The organism is Myxococcus sp. MH1, assembly GCF_059738865.1.
On record NZ_AP026947.1, the window covers coordinates 3,155,728 to 3,181,413 of the forward strand.

General features: G+C 71.1%; 15 protein-coding genes. 12 read left to right on the forward strand and 3 right to left on the reverse strand.

Going from position 1 to position 25,686, the window contains the following annotated elements; all coding sequences use genetic code 11:
• Positions 1–9: 9 nt before the first annotated feature.
• The 9 genes from AC6JA9_RS12895 to fabD are packed head-to-tail and all read left to right on the forward strand — an operon-like array spanning position 10 to position 20,458.
• On the forward strand, positions 10–3,849 hold the full coding sequence (locus AC6JA9_RS12895; protein WP_497959811.1) for a KR domain-containing protein: 3,840 nt from the start codon (positions 10–12) through the stop codon (positions 3,847–3,849).
• A complete protein-coding gene (locus tag AC6JA9_RS12900) occupies positions 3,839–5,923 on the forward strand; it encodes a C45 family autoproteolytic acyltransferase/hydrolase (protein ID WP_223785252.1) in 2,085 nt (694 codons plus the stop codon). Before AC6JA9_RS12895 ends, AC6JA9_RS12900 begins: the two co-directional genes overlap by 11 nt.
• Complete coding sequence (locus AC6JA9_RS12905) at positions 5,913–8,759, forward strand: beta-ketoacyl [acyl carrier protein] synthase domain-containing protein (RefSeq protein WP_497959812.1); 2,847 nt, start codon at positions 5,913–5,915, stop codon at positions 8,757–8,759. The genes AC6JA9_RS12900 and AC6JA9_RS12905 overlap by 11 nt, the downstream gene beginning before the upstream one ends.
• Positions 8,746–9,618 carry a 4'-phosphopantetheinyl transferase family protein gene (locus tag AC6JA9_RS12910; RefSeq protein ID WP_223748859.1) on the forward strand — a complete coding sequence of 291 codons (873 nt, stop codon included), beginning with the start codon at positions 8,746–8,748 and terminating at the stop codon, positions 9,616–9,618. Before AC6JA9_RS12905 ends, AC6JA9_RS12910 begins: the two co-directional genes overlap by 14 nt.
• Positions 9,615–10,469 carry a polyketide synthase dehydratase domain-containing protein gene (locus AC6JA9_RS12915; RefSeq protein ID WP_223748860.1) on the forward strand — a complete coding sequence of 285 codons (855 nt, stop codon included), beginning with the start codon at positions 9,615–9,617 and terminating at the stop codon, positions 10,467–10,469. The genes AC6JA9_RS12910 and AC6JA9_RS12915 overlap by 4 nt, the downstream gene beginning before the upstream one ends.
• The gene (locus tag AC6JA9_RS12920) at positions 10,466–14,074 is read left to right on the forward strand and encodes a beta-ketoacyl synthase N-terminal-like domain-containing protein (RefSeq protein WP_497959813.1); all 3,609 of its coding nucleotides are present in this window, start codon (positions 10,466–10,468) and stop codon (positions 14,072–14,074) included. The genes AC6JA9_RS12915 and AC6JA9_RS12920 overlap by 4 nt, the downstream gene beginning before the upstream one ends.
• Entirely contained in the window at positions 14,071–17,913 is a 3,843-nt protein-coding gene (locus AC6JA9_RS12925) for a polyketide synthase family protein (RefSeq protein WP_497959815.1), read from the forward strand. Before AC6JA9_RS12920 ends, AC6JA9_RS12925 begins: the two co-directional genes overlap by 4 nt.
• 27 nt (positions 17,914–17,940) lie before the next feature.
• Positions 17,941–19,533 (forward strand): non-ribosomal peptide synthetase family protein, encoded by a 1,593-nt coding sequence (locus tag AC6JA9_RS12930; protein ID WP_223785256.1) that lies wholly within the window; start codon positions 17,941–17,943, stop codon positions 19,531–19,533.
• A gap of 1 nt (position 19,534) precedes the next feature.
• Entirely contained in the window at positions 19,535–20,458 is a 924-nt protein-coding gene (gene fabD / locus AC6JA9_RS12935) for an ACP S-malonyltransferase (protein WP_408891127.1), read from the forward strand.
• Here the strand turns inward: fabD and AC6JA9_RS12940 are convergent.
• Both AC6JA9_RS12940 and AC6JA9_RS12945 read right to left on the reverse strand, forming a co-directional pair.
• Entirely contained in the window at positions 20,443–21,279 is an 837-nt protein-coding gene (locus AC6JA9_RS12940; RefSeq protein ID WP_497959816.1) for an alpha/beta fold hydrolase, read from the reverse strand. The genes fabD and AC6JA9_RS12940 overlap by 16 nt on opposite strands.
• Before the next feature lie 35 nt (positions 21,280–21,314).
• Complete coding sequence (locus AC6JA9_RS12945; RefSeq protein WP_426747167.1) at positions 21,315–22,067, reverse strand: GntR family transcriptional regulator; 753 nt, start codon at positions 22,065–22,067, stop codon at positions 21,315–21,317.
• 150 nt (positions 22,068–22,217) lie between these two features.
• On the opposite strand from AC6JA9_RS12945, the gene AC6JA9_RS12950 reads away from it, so the two are divergent.
• Genes AC6JA9_RS12950 through AC6JA9_RS12960 form a run of 3 tightly spaced genes read left to right on the forward strand, consistent with a single transcriptional unit; the run spans position 22,218 to position 24,298 of the window.
• A complete protein-coding gene (locus AC6JA9_RS12950) occupies positions 22,218–23,075 on the forward strand; it encodes a fumarylacetoacetate hydrolase family protein (protein WP_223785260.1) in 858 nt (285 codons plus the stop codon).
• 36 nt (positions 23,076–23,111) lie between these two features.
• The gene (locus AC6JA9_RS12955; protein ID WP_223748868.1) at positions 23,112–23,654 is read left to right on the forward strand and encodes a VOC family protein; all 543 of its coding nucleotides are present in this window, start codon (positions 23,112–23,114) and stop codon (positions 23,652–23,654) included.
• On the forward strand, positions 23,651–24,298 hold the full coding sequence (locus tag AC6JA9_RS12960; RefSeq protein WP_408891123.1) for a polysaccharide deacetylase family protein: 648 nt from the start codon (positions 23,651–23,653) through the stop codon (positions 24,296–24,298). The genes AC6JA9_RS12955 and AC6JA9_RS12960 overlap by 4 nt, the downstream gene beginning before the upstream one ends.
• Before the next feature lie 16 nt (positions 24,299–24,314).
• Here AC6JA9_RS12960 and AC6JA9_RS12965 read toward each other — a convergent pair whose 3' ends face one another.
• A complete protein-coding gene (locus tag AC6JA9_RS12965; protein WP_223748979.1) occupies positions 24,315–25,685 on the reverse strand; it encodes a sensor histidine kinase in 1,371 nt (456 codons plus the stop codon).
• Position 25,686 lies beyond the last annotated feature (1 nt).

A 25,686-nucleotide genomic window follows, 5' to 3' on the forward strand; every position in this document is an offset into this window, starting at 1 on the left:
TCTCTCGAGATGAACGTCTCCCATCAGGAAGCAGTTCAACAGCAGCTCGTGGCCGCGTTGGTGGAGAGGACCGGGTATGTGCCGGAGCTCTTCGCGCCCCATGTCGGACTCGTGGAGGACCTCGGGCTGACGCCCTCGGAGGTCCAGGACGCGGTGTCCTCCGTCGAGCGCAAGTTGCAGGTCCCGGTCGGCGCGCGCGTGGACGGCACGACGGTGGCGCTGCTCGCCAAGGGACTCTCGAAGCACCTGGACAAAGGAACGACCGTGGAGAGGGACGTGGAAGTCTCGTTGGAGCAGGTGCTGGCCTTCGTCGATGACTGCGCGGCTCGAAGCGACCGGCCCGTCCTGGAGACGGTCCTCGTGGAGACGCGAGGGGCGCTCGCCCGGCTCGATGCCGCGTCCGCGCGTCCCGCGCTCGCCATCGCCGCCGCCGAGCCCGTGAAGCAGGCGGGCGGAGTGGATGGTGAGGCGGTGATGAAGCTGCTGGTGGGTGCGTTGGTGGAGAGGACGGGGTACCCGGCGGAGATGCTGGAGGCGGAGCTGGACCTCGAGGCGGACCTGGGCATCGACACGGTGAAGCAGGTGGAGGCCTTCGCGATGGCGAGGGTGTACCTGAACGTGGAGAAGGACGAGAACTTCCGGCTGCGGGACCACAACACGCTGCGGAAGATGGTGGAGTACCTGACGAGCAGGGCGCCCACCGCGGCGGCCCCCGCGCCCCAGGCTCCCGTGGCTCCGGTGTCGAGCGCGCCGAGCGCCGACGCCATCCTTCTGCTGCTGCGGGACGCGATGGCGGCGAAGACGGGCTACAGCCTGGACATCCTCCAGCCGCAGCTGGACCTGGAGGTGGACCTGGGCATCGACACCATCACCCAGGTCGAGGTCTTCGCCCACGCGCGCATGACCTACGGGGTGGAGCGGGACGACAAGTTCCGCGTGCGTCACTACAACACGCTGCAGAAGATGGCGGAGTACCTGGCGGGCAGGGCCGCCGCGGTCGCGGGGCCTGTGCCTGCGAAGACCACGCCTGTCGCGACGAGTGCTTCCGTCGTGGTGCCACCCGCGCCGGTGGGAGAAGCCGCGAAGGCTTCGCCTGATTCCTCGCGGTCCTCCGTGGCCTCCACCGTGACGGCATCCGCGCTGGAGGGCGGGACCCTCAAGGCTTCGTCCGACACCTCGCGGGTGCCCGCTGCCTCCACGGGGGCGGCCTCCGCGCCGGTGGGAGAAGCCGCGAAGGCTTCGCCCGACGCCTCGCGGTCGCCCGCTGCGTCCGTCTCCGGGGCGCCGCGCGCCGCGTGGGGGGAATCCGTCGGCTCATCGCCGCCGGTGCAGGCTGCGAGGTCGTCGACCGAGGACGTGAAGCCCTCCGCCTTCGTGACCGAGGCTGCGCGAGCGCCCGTGGTCGCTGCGTCCGCTTCCGCCGTGTCCCAGCCGGTGGCGTCTCCGGCGCCGAAGGCGAGCACCGTGGATGCTGACTCGGTGATGAAGCTGCTGGTGGGTGCGTTGGTGGAGCGGACGGGATACCCGGCGGAGATGCTCGAGGCGGAGCTGGACCTCGAGGCGGACCTGGGCATCGACACGGTGAAACAGGTGGAGGCCTTCGCGATGGCGAGGGTGTACCTGAACGTGGAGAAGGACGAGAACTTCCGGCTGCGGGACCACAACACGCTGCGGAAGATGGTGGAGTACCTGACGAGCAGGGCGCCCGCCGCGGCGGCCCCCGCGCCCCAGGCTCCCGTGGCGACCGCTGCTCCCACCCCGGGCCTCACGGTGCAGGAGGTGCAGTCCTTCCTGGTCTCAGTGCTCCAGGGGAAGACGGGCTACAACATCGAGCTCATCCAGCCCGACCTCGACCTGGAGGTCGACCTGGGCGTGGACACCGTCACGCAGATTGAAGCGTTCGCCATGGCCCGCGAGAAGTTCGGCGTGGCGCGCAACGAGAAGTTCCGGGTCCGCAACTACAACACCGTGCGGAAGATGTCGGAGTACCTGGTCGCCAACGCCGTGGTGGCGCCCGCGTTATCGGAGGCGGCTCCCGCCGCGAAGCAGGGCACGCTCGGTCTGGATGACGTCCGTCGCTTCATCGCCCGCTGCGAGGCGCGCGGGGACACCGCGTCGCTGCGGCGACTGGCCGAGCACCTCGAGGGGCGCCTGAAGTCCGCGTCGCAGTCGGTGTCGGCGCCCGCCCAGCTCGCGGGCAAGCGCTACGAGGTCCACCCCGTGGAGCTGGCCCCGCAGGTCGATGCCCCGAGCGTCGCGCACCTGAAGGGCAAGACGCTCGGCATCTCCACGGACGCGCATGGCGCCTACAAGGCCCTGGCGCAGATGCTGGAAGCCGCGGGCGCGCGGGTCGTCATCCTGTCCTCCGGCCCCGCGCCGGAGCAGGGCGTGTCCCTGGACTGGCGTCACCCCGAGAGCGCCGGCCGCGCGCTGAAGGAGCTCCAGGAGAAGCAGCCGCTGGATGGCCTCATCCTCCTGCACACCACGGCGCCCACCGCGAAGCTGGACGAGCAGGAGGCCTCTGCCTGGGCGTCCACCGTCAACACCTTCTCCCTGGGGCTGTACCAGAGCGCGCTCGCCGTCTACGACCGCATCGGCGCGCTGCCCGGGGGCGGCTGGTACCTGGTGGCCACGGCGGGCGGAGGCCTCTTCGGTCACGCCAATGCGCAGGGCCGCATCCCGCTGGCCGGCGCGGCGGGCGGCTTCGTCAAGTGCCTGCGGCGGGAGCTGCCCGGCTCGCGCTGCAAGGTCGTGGACCTGGATGGCCAGGACGCGTCGCAGTGGGCGCGGCAGGTCTGGAACGAGCTGGTCAGCGCGGACCTCGATGTCGAGGTCGGCTACACCGGCGGCCGTCGCTACGTCTTCCGTGACATCGAGACGTCCTTCCCGAAGGCGTCCGCGCCGGTGTCGCTCCGGCCCGGCTCGGTGGTGGTCGTCTCGGGTGGAGGCCGCGGCGTCGTCTACCCGTGCGCGAAGCTGCTCGCGAAGTCCACCGGCGCCCGCGTCATCATCACGGGCCGCACCGTGCCGCCGAGCGGCAGCGAGGAGTGGCTGAAGGTGCCCGAGGCGGAGCTGCCCGCCTATCGGATGTCCTTCATCAAGCGCTACCTCGCGGAGCACCCGGGGAAGACGCCGGTGCAGGCGCGGCGCGTCTTCGACTCCGACATCGCCAACCGGCGCGAACTGCACCGCAACCTCGAGGACTGCCGGAGCCAGGGCATCTCGCTCGAGTACAAGGTCTGCGACATGACCGACGTGGGCGCGGTGCGGGCCCTGCTGGCCGACGTGCGCCGCGAGCACGGCCGCATCGACGGTATCGTCCACGGCGCCACCATCGAGGAGTCCAAGAGCCTGCCGATGAAGTCCTCGGACGCGTTCGTCCGGACGCTCGCGTCGAAGGCGCACCTGTGGCAGGTGCTCGCGCAGGAGACCTGGAACGACGACCTCCAGTTCTTCATCAACTTCGGCTCGGGCAGCGGTCGCTACGGCAACAAGGGGCAGACGGACTACTCGCTGGCCAACTACCTCGTCGCCAAGGCGGGGCTCGTCTACTCCACGCTGCGGCCCGGCGTGCGGAGCGTGACGGTCGACTGGCCGGTGTGGGTGGGCGCCGGAATCGTGGAGAACAACGCGGACTACCTGGAGCGCCTGCGCGCCATGGGCATCTGCGTCATCCACGTCGACGAGGGCGCGTACTGGTTCGTCGGGGAGCTGCTGTACGGCGGCTCGGCGGGCGAGGTCGTCATCGCGGACGAGCGCACCTTCGAGACGCTGAACCTGCCCCGCCACGACAAGGAGGCGCTCCGCGTCGTCGGCAAGGAGGCTGGCGGAACCCGCTATGCCATCTGATTCGTCCGCATCCCTCCCGTTGGTGGTGCTGTCGGGCCGGCCCCATGAGGTCGGCCGGCAGTACGGCGCCCTCATGCGGGAGGAGATCGCCCACGCCGTCTCCATCGAGGGCGAGTCCATCCGTCCCATGCTGGAGAAGCTTGGCGTGACGGAGCAGGCCATGCGGGAGCGCATGGCGGCGCTCGCGGCGCTGTTGCCCGAGGACATCCACGAGGAGGTCCGAGGCGTCTCGGACGCGAGCGGCTTCCCGAGGGAGACCATCCTCTACCACACGCTCGTGCTCGACATCCTCTCGGGCGCGCCCATCGGCTGCTCGCAGTTCGCGGCCTTCGGGCGGGCGACGACGGGCGGGAAGGTCCTCCACGGTCACAACCTGGATGTGCCGTACCCGTCGCTGGCGAAGTTCCTGCGCCCCACGTGTGTCGTGTACCGCCTGGAGGGGCGCATCCCGTACGTGTCCGTCACGTTCTGGCCCGCGGCGCTGGGCGTGTGCTCGGGGATGAACGCGGCGGGCTTGAGCCTGGGCGTCAACGTCCCCGTCGCGCCGCTGGACCCGCGCGTGTTCTATCCGCTCACGTTCCAGAACCGGGAGGTGCTGTCGCGCGCGCACTCGCTCGAAGAGGCCCGCGCCGTGCTGGAGGCGACTGCGCGCGGTGGGAGCTGGAACCTGATGCTCACCCATCGCTCGGGACAGGCGATGGTCTGGGAGCAGGTGGGGGCGCACTCCGGCCAGTACACGGCGCCGCCGGAGCAGGACTTCGTCGTCTCCACCAACCACCTGCGCGTCGCGCACAAGGCGGCTCGGGGCCACGAGGCCGTGGCGCTGGAGATGCTCCAGGACATGCAGGAGGACTCGCTCCATCGCTATCGGCGCCTGGAGCACCTGGTCCGTGAGCGGCGCGGAGACCTCACGCTCGACACCGCCGTCGACTTCCTGCGCGACAGCGAGGGCGCCACCCCGTCGATGAAGTCCATCTGCCGGGCGGACAACGCGCTGAGCATGGCGTACGAGCCGGAGTCGCTGACGCTGGACTTCGCGGCGGGGGCCATCCCGGCCGCGCTGGCCACGCGGCGACGCTTGCAGCTGGGGCCCTTGTTCCAGGGCGCCGCGCCCGAGGCTCGGGAGCAGGGCGGCTTCCCGATGCTCGGGAGCGCGCGGGAGCAGGGCTGCTGGGCTCGGACGTTCGCGCTCCAGGAGGACGTGTACCTGGAGGAGCATCGGGTCAACGGAATCCCCGTGTTGCCCGGCGCCGCGGCCATCGAGTGGCTCGCGGAGGTGGCCGCGGTCGCGGGTGAGGGCGACGTGTGCGAAGTGCGCGACGTGTCGCTGGAGAAGTTCATCCGCGTCCGGCCCGAGCGTCCGACCGAGGCCTGTGTCCGGGCCGTGCGCCGCGACGAGGTGTGGGAGGTCTGTGCGTACGCGGACCTGCTCAATCCCCGAGGCGCGGTGTTGCGCTCGGACGTGCTGCACTACCGCGCCCAGGTGCGACTGGGGGCTCGCCACCCGCGGGTGATTCCTCCCGGCTTCGCCAAGGCGCGCGGCGCGGAAGGGGAGCTGCCCTTCAGCCGCTCCTACGTGAAGGACGCCTACTTCCACGTCGGGGCGCCGTTCCGCATCGTGGATTGGATCAGCTACCCCGGGCCGCGCGACGCCGTCGCGAGCCTGCGGGTCCCCGAGCCGACGGGCTACTTCGCCTCCGTGCCGAGGGCCCGCTTCTGGCTGGACCCCTTCGTCCTGGACGGTTGCTTCCAGCTCGCGGGGACGCTGGGCATCCTCCACAACCTCCGGGCTCCGGTCCCCAAGGGCGTGCACCGGCTGGTGCTGGGGCGCACGCCTGGGGCGGGTGAGCGGCTCGGCGTTCGCGCGCGGCTGAACCGCGAGGTGGGCGAGCTGCTGTTCTACGACTTCACCGTCTGGGACGAGGCGGGACGCATCTGCCTGGAGGCGCACGACTACTGCTCCATCAGCGTGGACGCGTACACCCCCGAGCAGAAGGTGTACCTGCGCACGTCCCTGGACCCTTCCGGTGGGCTGCATTCCTCCGAGCCGAAGGTGCGCGCGCATGCCAGCTGAAGCGCAGGAGCCCATCGCCATCATCGGCATGGGGTGTGTCCTCCCGGACGCCCATGACGTGCCCACGTTCTGGCAGAACCTCCTCGCGGGACACGTGGCGGTGCGGCCGCTCACCGGCGCGCGCTGGGACTGGAGCGCGTATGGCAGCGACGACCCGAACGCGGTCGACCGGACGACGTCCTTCCTCGGCGCGCCCGTCGAGGGGCTGAAATTCGACTGGAAGAAGTTCAAGGTCCCGCCCATCGAGACGCGCCTGCTGCACACCATCGAGATGATGGTGCTGGAGTCCGCCGTCCAGGCGATGACGAGCGCGGGCTACACCCCGGAGCGCGAGTTCGCGCGGGACCGGGTCGCGGTGATTGCCGGCTCCAGCGGCATGGGGCGCAAGAGCAACCTGGGCTTCAACACCAAGTGGCGGCTGCCCGAGTTGCTGCGCGCCGCGAGCCAGACGGAGGCCTGGAAGGAACTCTCCCCGGAGCAGGCCGGACTCGTCGCTCGGCAGGTCCAGGAGGAGCTCGTCCGGCAGCACATCGACGGCTCGGACGACTGGGCGTTCTGGGGCTTCATGAGCCCGGTGCTGGGGCGCGTGTGCAGCCTCTTCGACTTGCACGGGCCGCACTTCTGCGTGGATGCCCACGCCGCGTCGGGGCTCGCCGCGCTGGAGACGGCGGTGCAGGGGCTGATGAGCGGGGAGTGGGACATGGCGCTGGTGGGCGCGGCCAGCCCCGCACTGTCGCCCATGGAGTATGTGCTGCACGACAAGCTGCGCCGGCTGTCGAAGCGCGGCGTGTTTCCGCTGGACGCTCGGGCGGATGGCACCGCGCTGGGAGAAGGCGCGGTGATGTTCCTGCTCAAGCCGCTGGAGGTCGCGCGCAGGGATGGTGACCCCATCCAGGGCGTGCTCCGAGGCGTGGGCGGAGTGAACCGGGGCGCGGGCCCTTCGATGACGGCCACGGACGCGCAGGCGCATCGCAGGGCGGCCGAAGAGGCGCTCCGCCGCGCGGCGGTGGCGGCCGACTCGGTCTGCTTCGTGGAGACGGGCGCCACGGGTGTCCCCTCGTGGGATGCCCACCTCGTCGAGGGCCTGTCGGACGCATACAGGGGCTCCAACGGTGTGTCGCTCGGCGCCATCTCCGAGTCGGTGGGGGACCTGCAGACGGCGTCGAGCCTCGCCGCGATGCTCAAGGTCCTGTTGAGCTTGCGTGAGCGGACCCTCGTTCCGCAGCGCTCCTTCCAGACGCTCCATCCGGACGTCGCGCCAGGTGGCACGTCGCCGCGGGTCCTCACGGAGCAGGCCGCGCTGACGCGAGGTCCACGCCGGGCGGCCGTCCATGCGGCGGGCTTCGGAGGTGTCGCGTGGCACGCGGTGGTGGAGGCATATGACGCACAGGCGCCCCAGGTCCGTGGCCGCGCGCCGCGTCCTCCGGCGGAGCCCATCGCGATGGTGGGATTCGCGTGCAAATACCCCGACGCGCCGAGCCCCGAGGTCCTCTGGGAGAACGCGCTGAAGGGGCACTGCGCGGTGGGCGACATCCCCGAGTCGCGCTGGCCGGTGTCGCTCTACCACGACGCCTCGCGGGCCTGGGGTGGGACGAGTCGGGAGACGTTCTTCCGCGTGTACTCGCCCAAGGCCGCGCTGGTGGCGGAGGCGTCGTTCCGCTTCACGGAGTTCGGCATTCCTCCGAACGCGGTGGCGCGCATGGACCCGGCGCAGCGCTGGACGCTGGAGGTCGCGAAGGCCGCTGTCGCCGACGCGGGTCGTGCGTTGCCCTCGGAGCGCACGGCCGTCATCGTGGCCACCACGCCGGGCAACCTGCAGGAGATCGCCGTGGAGACGCGGCTGGCGTTCCCGGAGCTCGCGGGCGTCTACCGACAGGTGCTGTCGCGCTCGGGATTGCCCACGGACCGCGTGGAGCGCTTCATCACGCAGGCGCGCGAGGCCTTCCAGGGACAGCAGCCGCCCATCTCCTCCGATTCGCTGCCGGGCATCCTCAACAGCGCGCCGGCCACCCGCGTGGCCCGGGCCCTGGATGTCCGAGGCCCCGCGTTCACGGTGGAGTCCGCCTGTGCGTCGACGCTCACCGCGCTGAGCCTGGCCATCCAGGGGCTGCGCGATGGCCGGTGGGACGTGGCCGTGGTGGGCGGCGTGTGGTCGCAGATCACCGCGCCCTACTGCGTGAACATGTGCTTCGTCGGCGCCATCTCCCCGAAGGGGCGGATGCGGCCGTTCTCGCAAGAGGCGGACGGGTTCGTGCACGGCGAGGGCTGCGGCATCTTCGTGCTGAAGCGGCTCTCGGATGCGAAGCGGGACGGCGGCCGCATCCACGCCTTGATTCGCGGCGTCGGTGGTTCGACCGACGGTCGCGGCAAGTCCATCTTCGCGAGCCAGGCTCGCGGCCAGGCGCTGGCGATGCGTCGGGCCCTGCGGGACAGCGGCGTCGGCGCGGAGAGCATCCAGTACGTCGAGGCGCATGCGACGGGGATGCTGGAGGGAGACCTGCCCGAGGCGGGCGCGCTGGTGGAGGTCTACGGCCGCGAGGCCCGGCCGGTGCGGATTGGCGCCATCAAGCCGCACATCGGACATTCCTACATCGCGTCTGCTGGAGCAGGTGTCCTCCGCGCGGTGCTCGCGCTCCAGCGAGGCGTGTTCCCTCCGCTCCTCACGGGGGCCGAGCTGAACGCGCGGCTGGCCTCGTGCGAGGGGCCCTTGTCCTTCGCTCGCGACGCCAGCCCCTGGCAGGTGGGCGACGCGCCCCGACGCGCGGCCGTCAATGCGTACGGGTTCGGTGGCACGAACTACCACCTCATCCTCGAGGAGTACCGTGACACTCCCTGACCTCGACTGGGAGCCCGCGAGTGGCCCTGTCGCCGTGGTGCTGCCGGGTGGGCAGCGCGTCACGTTGATGGTGGTGCCGCTGGCGCACGTGCGCCGTGCCTGGCCCGCGCGGCCCGATGGGCTCATCTCCCGCGTCCTCACTCCGGCGGAGCTGGCGGTGAGCGGGATGCATGTGGTGCTCGCGCGGCGCGTGGCGCACCTGGCGGGCCGCATCGCCGCGAAGCTGGCGCTGTGCGCGCATCTGGACGCGCAGGGACACGGCGTGTCACCCCAGGACGTGGGCCTCACGCAGATGCTGGCCGGGCCGGAGCAGGGGCGCCCCGTGGCGCAGCTGCCCCCTGGCGTGCCCGCGTGTGACGTGTCCATCACCCACTCGCGCGAGCTCGCGATGGCGGTGGTGACGAGCCATGGCCGCGTGGGGTTGGACCTGGAGCGCGTCGTGCCTCGGGGCGCGGCGTTCCAGGACGAGGTGTTCATCCGGGATGAGCGCGTGTGGCTCGAGGCGCGGGCCCGGCTCTGGCAACGGTCGCCGGATGAGCTGTGGAACCTGGGCTGGTGCCTCAAGGAGGCGCTGGTGAAGTGCACGGGACAAGGGCTGAGGGCGGCGCTGCAGCAGGTGACGTTCTCCGGCTGGAGGGAGGCCGAGGTGGAGGAGCTCCGGCTCGCGCCGCTGACGGGCGGGGCGGATGCGCTCGTCCGCTCCATCCATCTGGACGTCCCAGGGCGGCGGGAGCAGGCCGTCTCCGGAGTGCTCGTGGCGGGGCAGGGCTATGCGCTGGCGGTCCTCCACGACACGCGCGAGGACTGGCGTCGGGTGGGGCAGGGGTGGCGGCTGGCCCCGGGAGCGGCCTCGACATGAGCGCGCAGGGGCCGACGCTGGGGGAGGTGAGCGCCACCGACGGGAGCTGGCGCTTCGAGCGCGGGGTCGACATCCGCACGGACCCCTATCTCCTGGACCATGTCGTCGAGGGCGCACCGGTGTTCCCCGCCGCGTATCTGGTGGGGCTGATGACGCAGGCGGCGCACCGGATGCAACCGGAGCGGCAGGTGCTCGGCGTGCGCGACGTGCGCTTCGTGCAGGCCGCGCGCTTCAAGGACACAAGGGCGCTGCAGTTCTCCGTCACGGCGGAGGCCGCGGAGGCGAACCGCGTCACGGTGGGCATCTCCTCCAGCATGGCGCCGCCTCGCGAGGGCTTCCCGCGCATCCACAGGACGCATGCCTCGGGTGAGGTGCGGATGGGGGAGCGCGCCGAATCGCCCGCGCGCTTCCGGCCTTTGGACTTCACGGGTGCGGAGAGCTACGAGGCGCTGTACCGGCTGCCTCGTGAGATTCAGCACGGGCCCACGTTCCTGGCGGGCCTGCGGTATCGGCGTCCCGCGCAAGACCAGCTCCTCGCCGTGGTCGCGCCGCCGGGCCACTCCAAGTCCGGCTGGCAGGAGGACCCGAGGGCGCCGGGTTGGCCCGCGGCCCTGCTCAACGCCATCCTGCACGTCGCCTTCTCGCTGGGGGTGCTGTGCCGCGAGCGGACGGTGCTCCCGTTGGAGCTCGCGTCCGGCGAACTGCACGCGATTCCGCGCGGAGAGGTCCAGGTGTTCGCGCGGAGGACCTCGGCCCACGATGACCTGCAGACCTTCCACGTCGTCGCGTGGGACGAGCAGGGACGACGGGTCGCGCTCTTCCGCGGGTTCTCCGTGCGGGAGGTGCCATGAGCGCCCCTCGCTTCAGACCTGTCGCCATCGTGGGAGTCGGCTGTGTCCTCCCGCGCGCGAACGACGTCGAGTCCTTCTGGACGCAGGTGATGACGGGGGCCTCGGCGCTGGGCCCGCTGGACGCTCGGGAGTTCCCGTCGGAGTGGTACTTCGCGGCCGAGCGCTCGGCCCCGGACCGCACGCACAGCCTCCACGGCGCGCTCGTGGAGGAGCCCCGGCTGGACGCGAAGAAGTACCGGATTCCGCCCAAGGTGCTCCGGGACATGCACCGGATGCAGCTGGCGTTCATCGAGGCCACGGCGCAGGCGCTCGACGATGCGCGCGATGGGCTCGGCGCGGTGGCTCCGGAGCGCATCGGCCTGGTGTTGGGTTCTCTGGGCGGTGGCCTTCGCCCGGGCTCGCGGGTGCAGGCCCGGCTGGTGGACATGCTGCGCTCGCTGGCTGCGTCGACGACGTTGAGCGCGCGTCACCCGGGGCTCGCTTCCGAGCTCGCGGAGGTGCTCACCCGGCAGCTCGACGCGGAGCTGGCCGGCACCAGTGAGACGGAGGCGACCGCGTCCTTCAGCAGCATCTGGGCAGGGAGGGCCGCCAAGCTCTTCGACCTGCGTGGCCCGCACTTCGCCGTGGACGCGGGGTATGCCTCCTCGCTCGCGGCGCTCCAGAGCGCCAGTCTGCAGCTCAACGCCGGTGACTGTGACGCGGTGGTGGTGGCGGGATGCAGCCAGCTGCTGACGCCGCATGACCTGGTCGCGTTCAGCAAGCTGGGCGGTCTGGGCACGACCGTGCTGGCGCCGTTCGACCGTCGTTCGAGCGGCACGCTGCTGGGCGAGGGCGTCGGGGTGTTCGTCCTGCGCCGCCTGGACGACGCGGTGTCGGCGGAGGCGAAGGTCCACGCGGTCATCCGCGGCATCGGCGCGGCCTCGGAGGGACAGGGCCCATCGCTGGTGGTGCCGGAGTCGAAGGGGCAGGTGCTCGCGATGCGCCGGGCCTACGCCCAGGCGGGGTACGGGCCTCGTGACGTGCAATACGTCGAGTGCCATGCGGCGGGGATTCCCAGCGAGGACGCGACGGAGTTCCAGAGCCTGCGCACGCTCTGGAGAGAGGAAGCGGGTGCCGCTCCCGTCATGCTGGGAGGGGTCAAGGAGCTGACGGGCCACCTCCAGGCAGCTTCGGGTGCGGCGGGGCTGCTCAAGGCCACGCTGGCGCTGAGCCGTCAGGTGCTGCCTGCGCAGCGCTCCTTCGAGGCGGGCGCGGAAGGAATCTCGCTGGAAGGCACTCCCTTCTACTTCGCGAAGCAGGGCACGCCCTGGCCGGCGGTAGCGGGCGGACTGCGGCGGGCCTCCGTCAGCGCGTTCGGCTTCGGCGGGCTGAGCTTCCACCTGACGCTCGAGGAGTTCTCCTCCGAGACCCACTCGAGACTGGCGCGCACGCTGCCGCCTCCTCGGCCCTCCGAGCCGGTGGCCATCGTGGGCCTGGGCGGTGTGTTCCCTGGCGCCGCGAACGTGGAGCAGCTGTGGAGCAACCTGCTGGCGAAGCACTGCGCGATTGGCGCCATGCCGCCGGAGCGGGCGGAGACCGCGCGCTACCTGGACCCCACGCGCAAGAGCAAGGCCCGGCCCTACACGAACCTCGTGGGCACCATCGTCGACGGGAGCTGGCCCCAGGAACAGGTCCGCATCCCCGACGAGGTCGCGGCGCAGATCGACCGGGGGCAGAGCTGGACGATGCGGGCCGCGCTGCAGGCGCTCCAGGACTCGGGGACGGTCGACGCGAAGCGCGTGGGTCTCGCGATGGGCTACATGCCTCCCCTGGAGCGCGAGTTCCAGACGCAGGCGCGCGTGTACCACGCCGAGTTCGACGGACGCCTGGCCGAGCATCTGCGCCAGCGCGGCGTCGACGACGCGACGGCTGCGCTCATCCGGGGCGAGGTGGAGCGGGACTACAAGAAGGACCTGCCCCCCATCACCGACCAGACGCTGCCCGGTTACCTGGGCAGCCTCGCGGTGGGACGCGTCGCGCACCACCTGGACTTCCAGGGCCCGGCGATGATGGTGGAGTCCGCGTGTGCCTCGAGCCTCGCGGCGGTGGAGCTGGGCGCTCAGTGGCTGAGCACGGGGGAGTGTGACCTGGTGCTCGCGGGCGGCATGTATGCGTCGCTCGGGGTGGATGGGCTGGTCCAGTGGTGCTCATTCGGAGGACTGTCCCAGAGCGGCTCGTTCCCCTTCGATGCGCGCGCGGATGGCTACGTGACGAGCGAGGGCGCCGCGATGCTCGCGCTGAAGCGGCTCTCCGACGCGGAGGCCGCTGGGGACCGCGTCTATGCCGTGATTCGCGCGGTGGCGGGAGCGACGGACCCGAAGAGCGCCTCCATCTGGGCGCCGTCCTCGGAGGGACAGGTCCAGGCCGTGCGCCGGGCCGTGGAGAAGGCGGGCGTCTCGCCGGACGAGCTCCAGTACCTGGAGGGCCACGGCACGGGGACACCCGTGGGAGACCCCGTCGAGGTGGAGACGTACCGCGCCGTCTACGGACAGGGACGCGTCGGGGGGCCGGTGCTGCTGGGCTCCATCAAGTCAAACCTGGGCCACCTGAACTCGGGGGCCGGCGCGGTGTCGCTGCTCAAGGTCGCGCTCGCGCTGCACCGTGGACAGGTCCCACCCAACGTGGGCTTCGCGACGCCCAACCCGGCCATCCCCTGGCGGGAGCTGCCCTTCCGGGTGCCGACGGACATCGAGCCCTGGGCGGCCTCGGACGAGGGGCCGCGTCGCGCCGGGGTCACCTCGCTGGGCCTGGGAGGCACCAGCTACCACGCCGTGGTGGAGGAGTTCTCCCCGCGCGAGTCGATGCCGCGTCCGCGGGACGGGCTGCTCGCGCGTCGGGTCGCGTGGGTGTTTCCTCATCGAGGCGCACGCAGTGCGGCGATGCTGCGCGAGCTGTCCGCGCGGTTTGCTTCCGTGAAGCAGACGCTCACGGAGGTCGGCTCCGCCTTCGAGTCGCTGACGGGGCAGCCTCTCCACGCGGCCTCGCGGGCCGAAGACGCCTTCGTCGCCGACGTGGCCGAGGTGCTCGCGGGCGTGGCGTACTACCGCCTCCTGCGCTGTTACGGACTGCGTGTCGATGTCCTGCTGGGGGAGGGGACGGGCGAGTACAGCGCGCTGGTCGCGAGCGGGATGCTCTCCGCGAAGGACGCGCTGAGCGCGCTGCGTCTGCGCTCCAGCCTCGGCGCGTCCGCCCACGCCATCGAGGGCCTCCCGCAGCTCCGCTCGGAGCTGACCCGCTTCACGTGGAGGGCTCCCGAGGTCGCGGTGCTCTCCGCCATCCATGGTCGGTACTACGAGGCACCGCTGCCCGAGGCGTTCCTCGCGCGGCACCTCGCCCTGCTGGACACGCAGCCGTCCCGCTTGGGCCCGCACGTGCGCCGCCTCCACGACGACGGCGTCCGGGTCTTCCTCGAGGCCGGCACTGGCGAGACGCTCGGGGCATGTCTCCAGGCGCTTCCGGACGTGGTCCGACTGGGGCACCCGGCCTCGACGGGTGAAGTCGCGCGCTTCCATCGCCTCCTGGCGTTCAGTGATGTCCACCGCTTGCTCAACGAGTCCGTGAGATGACTTCGCATCCGCAGTCCGCCAACCGGAAGTCCACGCCCATCGCCATCATCGGGGCCTCGTGCATGGTGGCGGGGACCGAAACGCCCGAGCAGCTCTGGCAATACATCGTCGCCGGGACGCCCCGGTTCGCGCAGGTGCCCGAGTCGCGCTTCCGGTGGGAGAGCTTCTACAGCCAGGACGCGTCCGACACGGAGAAGGGCGAGGTCTGGAGGGCGTCCTTCTTCGGCGAGCTGGAGCTGCCCTGGCGTGAGTACAAGGTCGGGCCGAAGATGCTCGACGAGCTGCACCGGTGCGAGCTGTACACCGTGGAGGCCATCCGTCGCGCGCTGGCGGATGCGCGCCTGCTGGAGCGTGAGTTCGCCCGGGAGCGGACCGCCGTCATCATGGGTGGTTCGGAGATGGGCTACGACTCGCGCATCACCCATCCGTTCCTCTGGCACCTGCCGCAGTTGATGGAGGCCATCCAGAAGGCCGTCGAGGACTCCGGGCTCCCCGAGGAGGCGCGCCGTCGCATCCTGGAGTCCTCGGAGAAGACGTTCCGCGAGGTCAGCCACCGCGAGTTCACCCGAGGCACCGTGTCGGGCATGAGCCTGGCCCTGGGGCGCGCCTGCTCGCTGTTCGACTTGAAGGGCCCGCACTTCGTGGTGAACTCGGCGTGCTCGTCCGTGCTCCTGGGGTTGGAGAGCGCGGTCAACGGGCTCTCGCTGGGGGACTACGACGTCGCGCTGGTGGGCGGCACCAGCCCGTACCTGACGCCCGCGCCCTTCGTCACCTTCGAGCGCATGCGCCTGCTCACCCGCGAGGCGCAGCCCCGGCCCTTCGACGCCAACGCCTCCGGGACGCTGCTGGGCGAGGGCACGGGCTTCTTCGTGCTGCGGCGTCTGGATGATGCGCTCAAGCAGGGCGACTCCATCCTCGGCGTCATCCGCGGAATCAGCGGCGCGAACGACGGCCGCCGGGGCGCGTTGATCAGCCCGCCCGTGGAGGCGCAGGTCACCGCGGCCCAGCGCGCCTATGAACTCGCGGGGTACGCGCCCGAGTCCGTGCAGTACCTGGAGTGCCACGCCAACGGCGTGGAGTTCCTGGAGGCCTCCGAGCTGACCGCCATGGGCAAGGTGTTCAGCGGCCATGCGCCGGGTGGACTCACGCTGGGGTCGACGAAGAACATGGTGGGCTACCTGCTGTCGGCCTCCACGCTGCCCGGCATCGTCCGCACGTTGATGGCGCTCAAGCACCAGACGCTGCCGGCCCAGGCGCACGTGCGCGAGCTCCGGGACGAGCTGCGCGTGGAGGGCGCGCCGTTCCAGGTGCGCTCGCGGCCCGCGCCGTGGGAGGCGCCCGCCGGCGGAGTCCCGCGTCGCGCCGGAATCAACTCCCTGGCGATGGGAGGACAGGCCTACCACCTCACACTGGAGGAGTACCTGCCCGAGTACCACGCCCAGCTCGTCGCGAGCCTCGGTCCTCCGCCGAAGCGGGAGCCCGTCGCCGTCGTCGCGTACGGCGCCCTCGCGCCCGGTGCGCGCGACAGCGACACGTTCTTCGAGAACGTGATGGCGAAGCAGGACTCCATCATCCGGATTCCGAAGGAGCGCTTCGACATCGACCGGTACTTCGGACCGGAGGGCGTGACAGGGAAGATCTATTGCCCGCTCGGCGGCTTCGTCGAGGACTTCACCTTCGACGAGAAGGCGTTCCTCATCCCGCCGACGCTGGCCGTCCAGCTGGACCGCTCACACGTCTTCGCGCTGACGGCCGCGGCGGAGGCGCTCCGCAAGACGACGGCGCCCCAGAAGGCCCCGAAGAGGACGGCCGTCTTCATGGCGGACATGCCGGGCCGCCTGCGCGAGCGCGAGGTGGAGCTGCGCATCGCCTACACGGAGATGGATGGGTTGTTCCGCCGCGTGCTCGAGGAGAGCGGGCTGGCCGCTGGCGCCGTCGATGGGCTCGCCCGTCGCGCGGAGGGGAACTTCAAGGCGCACATGGCGCCCATGACGCCGTATACGCACGCGGGATACGCGGGCAGCTCGGAGGCCACGCTCATCGCCCATGTGTATGGGTTCAAGGGCGCCACCGGCATCTACGAGAGCACCTGCGCGTCCTCGCTGGCGGCCATCGAGGCGGGGGTGGCGAACCTCCAGTTGGAGCTGGCCGACGTCGTGCTCGCGGGCGGCTCCTTCGCGGACCTGGCGCCGGAGCTGTATGCCATCAACTGCACCTTCCGGGGCATGAGTGGAACCGGGAGCCGTCCCTTCGACGCGGACGCGTCCGGCTTCATCCCGGGTGAGGGCGCGGGCGTCGTCGTGCTCAAGCGACTGAAGGACGCGGAGCGGGATGGGGACACCATCCTCGGGCTCATCAAGGGCATCGGCTCCTCCAGCGACGGCAAGGGCAAGTCGCTGCTCGCGCCCAACCCCGTGGGCCAGGAGCTGGCGGTCCGCCGTGCGCTGGAGCGCGCCGACGTCTCCCCTGCGTCCATCCAGTACATCGAGTGCCACGGCACGGCGACGCCGGTGGGGGACTTCACGGAGATCTCCACCTACTCGCAGGTGATGCAGGGGCGCGCGCCGGGCTCGGTGGGCATCGGCTCGGTGAAGTCGATGATTGGCCATCTGCACTCGGCCGCGGGGGTCATCAACCTGGTCAAGGTCTTGAAGAGCCTGGAGCACAAGGTGATGCCGCCGCAGCTCCACTGTGAGCGCCCCAACCCGGACATCGCCTGGGACACGGTGCCGTTCGAGGTCATCACCGAGCCTCGCGCCTGGGCTCCTCCCGCGGATGGAGGGCCGCGTCGGGCGGGCGTCAGCGCCTTCGGCATGGGCGGCACGAACTACCACCTCGTGGTGGAGGAGTACCGGGGGCGCCAGGACGACGAGGCGCTGAGCCCCGAGACCTTCCCGATGGTGGGCGCCGTGCTGGAGCGCACCCAGACGTCGCTGACCGCGCTGCGTGAGCTGCGTCTGGAGACGGACCCGTACCTTCGCGAGCACAAGGTGAATGGCGTCGCCGTGCTGCCGGGCACCTTCGGAATGGAGCTGATGGCCGAGGCGGCCTTGTTGCTGAGGCCAGGGCTCCAGGTGAGGGGACTGGAGTCGGTCCGCTACCACCAGGCCGCGAAGGTGTGGGAGGGCCGGAGCACGCGGCTGCTCGTCGATGCGCGGGCAGGGGGCGCGGATGCGCTCGGACGCGTGGCGGTGACGGTGCAGGTGGACATGGAGCTGCGGCCGCGCGCGGACCTGCCGCCCCTGCGACGCAAGCTCTACACGGGGACGGTGCTGCTCGGCGCGCGGCAGGACGGGGGCGACGTGACGGTGGAGGCCAGCACGGCGGCGCTCTTCACGGCGGAGGGACGTCAGGACTTCGGTCCATTCTACAACCAGGGCGAGGAGGCCTACCTGGGGCCTCGCATGCAGGGCTGCCGTCAGCTCCGGTTCGTGTCGGCCACGCAGCAAGCGGCGTGGGTGAAGGAGATGGGGACGCGCGACCTCTTCTCGTTCACGAGCACACCGCGCCTGCGGGTGTCACCGCTCGCGCTCGATGCCATCAACCACGCGGCGGGGATGACGGCGTACTACTCGCTGGAGTCGCTCGTGCTCCCGGAGGGGGCCGACAGCCTGCGGCTCCATGCTCCGCTCCCACAGGGTGAGGAGGTCGCCGTCCTCAGCACGTACCTGGGGATGCAGGATGGAATCGCCAGGCTTCGCGTCGTGGCCTTCCACCCCCGGACGCGTCAGGTCTACGTCGAGGTCGAGGGGCTGCGCTTCAGTGTGCTGGGACATCTGGGCCCGGTGCTCAAGCCCTTCCTCGATGGTCGCCAGAAAGGAATGTCGGGACGGGTGTAGCCCCTCGGCTCCGTCATGACTCGCCCCATGTCCTCCTCTTCGTTCTTTCAGACGCCGTTCGTCGTGGGTACCCGCGCGGCGGGGCTGTTGTTGTGTGGGCTCTCCGCGTGGCTCGGTGGGTGGGCCTGGCTCGGCTTCGCGGTGGGCGCGCTGAGCTTGTTGCGCGTGCCTCGGCGGGGGCTGCTCGTGGAGCTGGCGGTCGCCTCGGCGTTGTTGTGGCTGGTGATGCCCGCGTGGCCTCCGCTGGTGGCCGCCGCCTTGATGCTGCTGGTGATTCCGCTCGCGCCCGAGTCGGGGGCGCTGAGGCTCAACGGCCTGGACCGGTACTTCTACCTGCAGGATGGCCCTGGCTCGCGGATGAACTCGCACCACTTCGTGGACACGGCCACGCCGCTGGAGCGCGAGTCGCTGGAGCGCGCGGTCGCGGCGGTGTTGAGCGAGCTCCCGTTGGCGCGCTCGTTCGTGCGTGAGGCGACGCTGGGCGTGGCGAGGTTCGTCGCCCGTCGTCCCTGGGTGGAGCCTTCGCGGCTGCTGTGCTGGTCCGACGCGCCGGTGGAGGCGGAGGACTCACGCCTGCTGGATGCGCCCATGGACTTGAGGAGGCTGCCGCCGTGGCGGGTGATTCATGCGCCACGGCCCGAAGGGGGTTACCGGCTGTGCCTCACGGTGCACCACTGCGCGGTCGACGGCGAGGGTGGGTTGCTGATGCTGGACCTGCTCGTGCGTCGATACAACGAGCTGCGCGCGGGGCGGCCCCTGTCGCCGCGGCTTCCCGTGCATGGGGGACAGCGGCTGCGGGAGCTGTTGCGGCCTCGGGGCTTCGCGGGGATGTGGAGGCTGGTGCGCCGTCACTTCTCCATGGGGGACACGGACAAGGGGGCCTCCGCGGTGCTCGCCGATGACGCGGCCGCGCGGCCCACGCACACGCGGCACCACCTGCTGCGGATTCCGGCGGACACGTGGCGGCGACTCAAGGCGGTCTCCACGGCGGAGGGCGTGAGCCGCAATGACCTGCTGGTGGGCGCGGTCTTCCGGGCCGCCAGCGCGCTGCGCCGCGAGCGGGGCCAGGCGGAGCTGCGCTTCAGGACCTTCGTTCCCACGAACCTGCGGAGCGCGTTGGGGGTGCCGTCTGGTTTGGGGAATTACCTGGGGATGTTGCAGGTGGTGGCGAGCCCCGAGGACCTGCGCTCACCCGCGCTGGAGAAGACGCTCTCGGAGTCCATCCGGAAGCTGAGGGAGCCGGACGAGGCCGTGAGCTTCATGGTGAACATGGGGCTGCTGACGCTGATGCCCCCGGGGATGTTCCGGGCGGGGCTTCGGAGCAACGACGCGGACCCCTCCGCGTTCAACTACTCGCTGCTCGTGAGCACCATCCGTCAGCCCGAGGAGCTGGCCCTGCCCGAAGGCGTGGAGACGGAGCGGGTGCTGGTGCGCGGCTCGCTGACGGGGCGACCCTGCTTCGGTGTCGTCATCATCCACTCGGGAGGCGAGGTGCACGGCGTGCTCGAGTACCTCTCACCGACGGTCCGCGACGAGACGGCGCGTGAGTTCGCCGAGCGCTGGGTGGCGGAGGTGGAGCGGATGGCGGTGGGCCCTGGTGTCACGGCGGCGGTGGGCTGACATGAGCGACACGGCGTGGGCGTGGCTGTTCCCGGGGCAGGGCTCCCAGAAGGTGGGGATGGGGCGGAAGATGCTGGAGCGCTCCGTCGCGGCCCGGCGGGTGTTCGAGGAGGCCTCGGACGCCATCGGCGAGGACCTGAAGCGGCTGTGCCTGGAGGGGCCGTTCGAGCGGCTGACAGCGACCGAGAACGCGCAGCCCGCCATCGTGACGGTGAGCGTGGCGTGCCTGGCGGAGCTGGAGGAGCGGGGGCTGAGGCCCTCGGTGGTGGTGGGGCACAGCGTGGGGGAGTTCTCCGCGCTGGTGGCGGCGGGGTGCCTGCCGTTGACCGCGGCCGTTCGCGCGGTGCGCAAGCGTGGGCAGTTGATGGCGAGCGTGACGACGCCGGGCGGGATGCTGGCCGTGATGGGGCTGGACGGGGCGAGGCTGGCGGAGCTGTGTCACGACGCGGCGAGAGGGGGCGTGGTGGTGATGGCCATCCACAACAGCCCGAGGCAGTTCGTGTTGTCCGGGGACCGGAGTGTCCTGGAGCGGTTCAAGGACGTGGCCCTGTCGGCGGGGGCGACGGAGTGCGTGTTGTTGGACGTGAGCCATGCGTTCCACTCGCCGCTGATGGGGCAGGTGGAGGAGGCGTGGAAGTCCGTGGTGGCGGGCCTGCAACTCCGGATGCCTCGATGTCCCGTGCTGCTCAACACGACCGCGAAGCCGGTGAAGACGCTGGTCTGCATCCGGCGCTCGCTGCTGACCCAAATCACGGGGCCGGTGCTGTGGACGCAGTGCATGCAGGCGCTCGTCGAGCAGGGCGTGACACGCGTGCTGGAGGTGGGGGACAGCAAGGTCGTCTCGTCCCTCGCCCGGAGGACGGCGCCGACGCTCCAGACGCTGACGTTCCTGGAGCCGACCGTCCTGGCTCAGCTCGACGCCTGAGCCACGAAGGACGCCAGCGCGTCCTCGAACCGGGGTGTCGCCTCCATGAAGGGCACGTGGCCCACGCCGGGCAACCACGTGCCCTGACCCGAGCGGGCGCACGCCAGCACTACCTCGCGGCTCATGGCGGGGAGCACCACCTGGTCCAGCTCTCCGTGGAGCGTGGCCACCGGTCGACGGCAGCGCTCGAGCTCCACGGAGTAGTCCTCCGCCCGGGATAGCAGCGCGCGTCGGACATTCACCGGCACGCGCTGCATGGCTCGCACGCTCGCGTCGACTCGCGATGCGTCGAGCGTGCCCGCCGCGCACGCCTCGACGAAGGCCCTCGCGGAGCTTTCATAGGTCGCGCCGTCCTCCGACATCAGCCCCCGCGCGTTGGACATCATCCCCGGGCCGAACAGCGCGCGCGCCGGCTTGCCCGTCTTGAGCGACGCCGCCACGAAGAACAGGCCGCCCAGCGCGTCGTCACCATGGCGCCGCAGGTAGTCGCCGACGACGACACCGCCGTAGGACCAGGCCACGACCACGGGCCGTACCAACCCGAGCTGCTGGATGACCGCTTCGAGATCCCCAGCGAAGTGGACCCCGTCCACATAGGGCCCATCGCCCTCGGGCTTGTCGGAGTCCCCGTGCCCTCGCAGGTCGATGGCGACCAGGCGATGACGCTCCGCCAACCGCCCCCGCAGCACCTCGTCCCAGCTCCCACGGCCCTGGGCGAGCCCGTGCACGAAGAGGATGCTCGGCGCACCCGATGCTGGGCCCGACTCATCCACCGCGAGCCGAACCCCTCCTGAACCCTCGACGAAGCGCGTGCGTACCATGTGCCTCCGGCCAGTACGCGCGGCCGCGCCTGGCGTCAATCCCTCGCGCGAGGCCGCCGGGTTTTTGTCGGCAAAGGCTTCTGGGCCGGGACGGACACCGCGCGCAGCCCGGGGTGGCTCGCGAGCACCCGCTCGGTCGTCCTGGCGATGTGCTCCGTCAAGAGCGCGCACGCCCGCTCCGCGTCCCGGTCCAGCGTGGCCTTCACCAGGGCGGCGTGCTCGTCCTCCACGTTCCGTCCCGCCTTGCCATGGGCCAGGGAGAGGCGCCGGTAGCGCTCCGTCTGGTCGAACAGCATCGCGTGGAACTTCAGCAGCCAGGGCGACTGGCAGGCGCTCAGCAGCGTCGCGTGGAAGCGCGCATGCTCGAGCTCCCAGGTGTCATCCAGCACGCCGCTGCCAGACGCCGGAGCGCGGCGCTGCAGCCGATGGAGCGCCGCTGTCACCTCTCCCTCCCAGGTGATGTCCCCCTGGGCGATGGCGCCCCGCAGCGCGAGCGTCTCGATCTGCTGCCGCGTCCGCGTCAGGTCCAACAGGTCCGCCCGCGAGATGGGCGCCACCCGGAAGCCACGCTGGTCCTCGATGGTGACCAGCCCCTCCGAGGCCAGTCGGCAACACGCCTCGCGCAGCGGCGTGCGCCCCACGCCATAGCGCGGCGCCAGGTGCTCCAGCCGCAGCTTCTCTCCCGGCGCGAGGCCACCTTGCAGGATGTCCGCTCGCAACCGGTCCACCACGGTCGATGCGAGCGTGGGTTCCGACACGGGAACCCGGATGCGGGACGGGGCGGCCATCGATTTCCTCACGGACAGGCGACCTATACGTCACGCCGCGGATTTGACACAAGGTGTCACGCTGGATGCAAAACGCATTTTGTCGACAATCGGTTGAGCGAGGCCTTCCATCTGGCTAGCCTTGCGCTCGCACGAGGGAGACCGGCGAACATGCGGATTGCATCGATTCTGGTGAAGGGGGAGCCCGCGCTGGGTGTGCGCACGCCCCGGGGAATGCTCAACGCGACGGCGCTCGACGCGGGGGTCGGCACCTCGCTGCGTGGGCTGCTCGAGCGGGGGCCGGACGTGCTTGCGGACCTGGCCCGGCACGTCGCGAGAGCGCCGGTGCTCCCCGACGAGGAGTTCACCTATCGGCCGCTCGTCCCGGAGCCGAGCAAGTTCCTGTGCCTGGGGCTCAACTACGTCGCCCACGCGGCGGAGGCCACGTACGAGGCCCCGAAGCACCCGGTGGTCTTCTCCCGCGTGGCCTCGGGCCTGCTGGGCCACGGCGAGCCGATGGTGGTGCCCACCTGTTCGAGCCAGCTCGACTACGAGGCGGAGCTGGCGGTGGTGGTGGGGCGCCCGGGGCGGCACATCCCCAAGGAGCGCGCGCTCGAGTGGGTCGCGGGCTACACGCTCTTCAACGACGGCTCGATTCGCGACTACCAGAAGCGCACCCACCAGTGGACCGTGGGCAAGAACTTCGACGCCACCGGCCCGCTGGGGCCCGAGCTCGTCACCCCCGACGAGCTGCCCGCGGGCGCGCGGGGCCTGCGCATCCAGATGCGCGTCAACGGCGAGGTCCTCCAGGACGCGAGCACGTCGGACATGATCTTCGACGTCGCCACCGTCCTCGCGGACCTCTCCGTGGCCATGACGCTCCAGCCTGGCGACGTCATCGCCATGGGCACGCCGAGCGGGGTGGGCGCCGCGCGCAACCCTCCTCGCTTCCTGCGCGAGGGTGACGTGTGTGAGGTCATCGTCGAAGGCGTGGGCGTGCTCAAGAACCCCGTCGTCCGTGCGCCGTGAGCTCGAGTCGTTGAGGACCAACCCCTGGGAGGACCCATGTCCACGCAAGCGAAGCTGCCGAGCCGTCTTCACCACACGGCCTATGTGACCAAGGACCTGGAGGCGACGCGGAGGTTCTACGAGGACCTGATTGGACTTCCTCTCGTGGCGACCTGGTGCGAGTCCGACGAGCTGTTCGGCGCCATGCGCACCTACTGTCACACCTTCTTCGAGCTCGCGGACGGCAGCGCGCTGGCGTTCTTCCAGTTCGAGAAGCCCGAGGACCAGCAGCTCTTCGGGCCGGAGATTCCGTCCTCGCCGTTCCACCACATCGCGCTGAACGTCGACGTGGAGACGCAGCAGGGCATCGAGCAGCGCCTGCGCGCGGCGGGCTACAAGGAGCCGGACACGTATGTGCTCGAGCATGGCTATTGCCGCTCGCTGTACGTGAAGGACCCCAACGGGATGATCGTCGAGTTCACCCACGACAGCCCCCAGGCCATCACCCAGGACCTGCTCCAGGCGCGCCGCGCGAAGGCCCACCAGGAGCTGAAGCGCTGGCTGTCCGGGGACCGCACGTCCAACAACGTGTTCCGGTGAGCCTGCTCACGCTGTCGTTCGACAACGGGCCCGACCCCGTGGTGACGCCCCGGGTGCTCGACCTGCTGGCGTCGCACGCCATCCCCGCGTGGTTCTTCGTGCTGGGCAAGCACCTGGGGACGGACGAGGGACGCCGGCTCGTGGTCCGCGCGCGGGACGAGGGCCACCGGGTGGGCAACCACTCCTTCTCGCACGCCACGCCGCTCGGCGAGGACACCCGTCCTGACGCGGTGGAGGCGGAGATTGCCGCCACGGACGCGCTGCTCGCGCCCCTGGTCTCCACGGCGAAGTGGTTCCGTCCGTTCGGCGGCGGCGGCAAGCTGGGGCCTCACCTGCTGAGCCCTCGCGCCGTCGAGCACCTGGTCCGTCACCAGTACACGTGCGCGCTCTGGAACAGCGTGCCCGGGGACTGGCTGGATGCGAAGGGCTGGCCCGAGAAGGCGCTCGAGGACTGCGCCGCGAGGCCTCACACGCTGATGGTGTTGCACGACATCCCGGAGGCCTGTCTGGACGGGCTCGACGGGTTCCTCCACCGGGCCCGGGAGCGAGGCGTGCGGTTCACCCAGGAGTGTCCCCCGGAGTGTCTGCCCATCGTCGACGGACGAATCGTGCGGGACCTCACGGGGCTCGTCGCGGGCGGCTGAGCCGTCGCGCGTGGCGTCACGAGGGCGCCGGGACGCGGGCACCTTCGAGCACGACCTTCAGTCCACACGGCTCGTTCCGGCTGAAGTCCAGGGTGAGGTGGGCGCGCTGACACAGCTCGCGGGCAATGGCGACCCCCAGCCCGCTGCCGCGCGGGTCCCGCTCCCGGGCGCCGCTCGCCCGGAACAACCGCTCGCCGAGCCGCCCCAGGTCCTCGGGGGGCACGCCCGGGCCGTCATCCAACACGGTGAGGCGGAAGCGCTCCGGGGCCGGCTCCTCGAGCACGGCCACCACGTGGCCGCCCGGCGTGCCGTGGGCGATGGCGTTGTGGACCAGGTTGCTCACCGCCTGCTCCAGCATCGTCGGATGGCAGCGCGCCCACAGCTCGTGGTCCGGGCGGGCGACCTCCAGCGTGAGCTGCTTGCGGCGGGCCAGCAGCGACAGTCGGCGCGCCACGCGCTCCACCAGCATCCCCAGCGCCGCGCGAGGCTCGCCGTCCAGTGGATCCACGCCCTCGCCCAGCTGGCAGGCCAGCCGCAGGTTGTCGACCAGGGCGGTGAGATAGACGGTGTCCTCGAGGCCGCGCACCAGCAGCTCGGGCAGCTCCTCCGCGGGTGCGCTCGACGCCAGCTCCAGGGCGAGCTGCAGCGACGCGATGGGCGTCTTCAGGTCATGCGCCACGTTCGACAGGAAGCGCTCCAAGGCCTGCTGCTGTCCCAGGATGCGCGCCGCATCCGATTGGACCCGCGCCTGGGCCACGTCCAGGACGCGTGACAAGTCTCCCAGCTCGTCGCGCGCGGCGTCGTTCGTGGAGGCGTAGGCCTTGCCGCCCAGGCCGCTGGCCGCCGCGTGGAGCCGCCGGACGCGCTTGAGCAGCGGGGAGATGACGGCGAACGTGGAGGCCGCGGCCAGCAGCGCGGTGAAGGTGATGGCGGCGAGCATGAACCAGAGCGCGCCGCTCATCCGGCTGGCCACCACGGGCCACCGGTACTCCAGCACGCTGCAGGGCCCCGACGCCGCGGCGCGAATCAGGATGCTCCCGGCCCACACACCTCCCTCGAGGCGCGGGTAGTGGAGCGACATCGGCTGGGGCTCGCCCGCGGCGAGCCGCTCCACGAGCGCCGGGTCCGGTCCCCCACGCTCGAGGAGCCTGTCCGCGTCGAACGCGCGCACCTGGAGCCCCTGGGGAAAGGTGTGGCTCCATCCCTGGGGCGCGGCGCGACAGGCCTCGCCATGGGCCTGCATCATGGCCTCGGAGAAGAGGCGCGCGCTGCCCTGGGCCGCCAGCTCCGCCGTCTTGTTGAACGTGACGTACGCCGCCGACAGCGTGGCGAGCAGGCCCAACAGCAGCGACGCGATGGCGGTCCTCCAGGCCAGCCCCTGCCACATC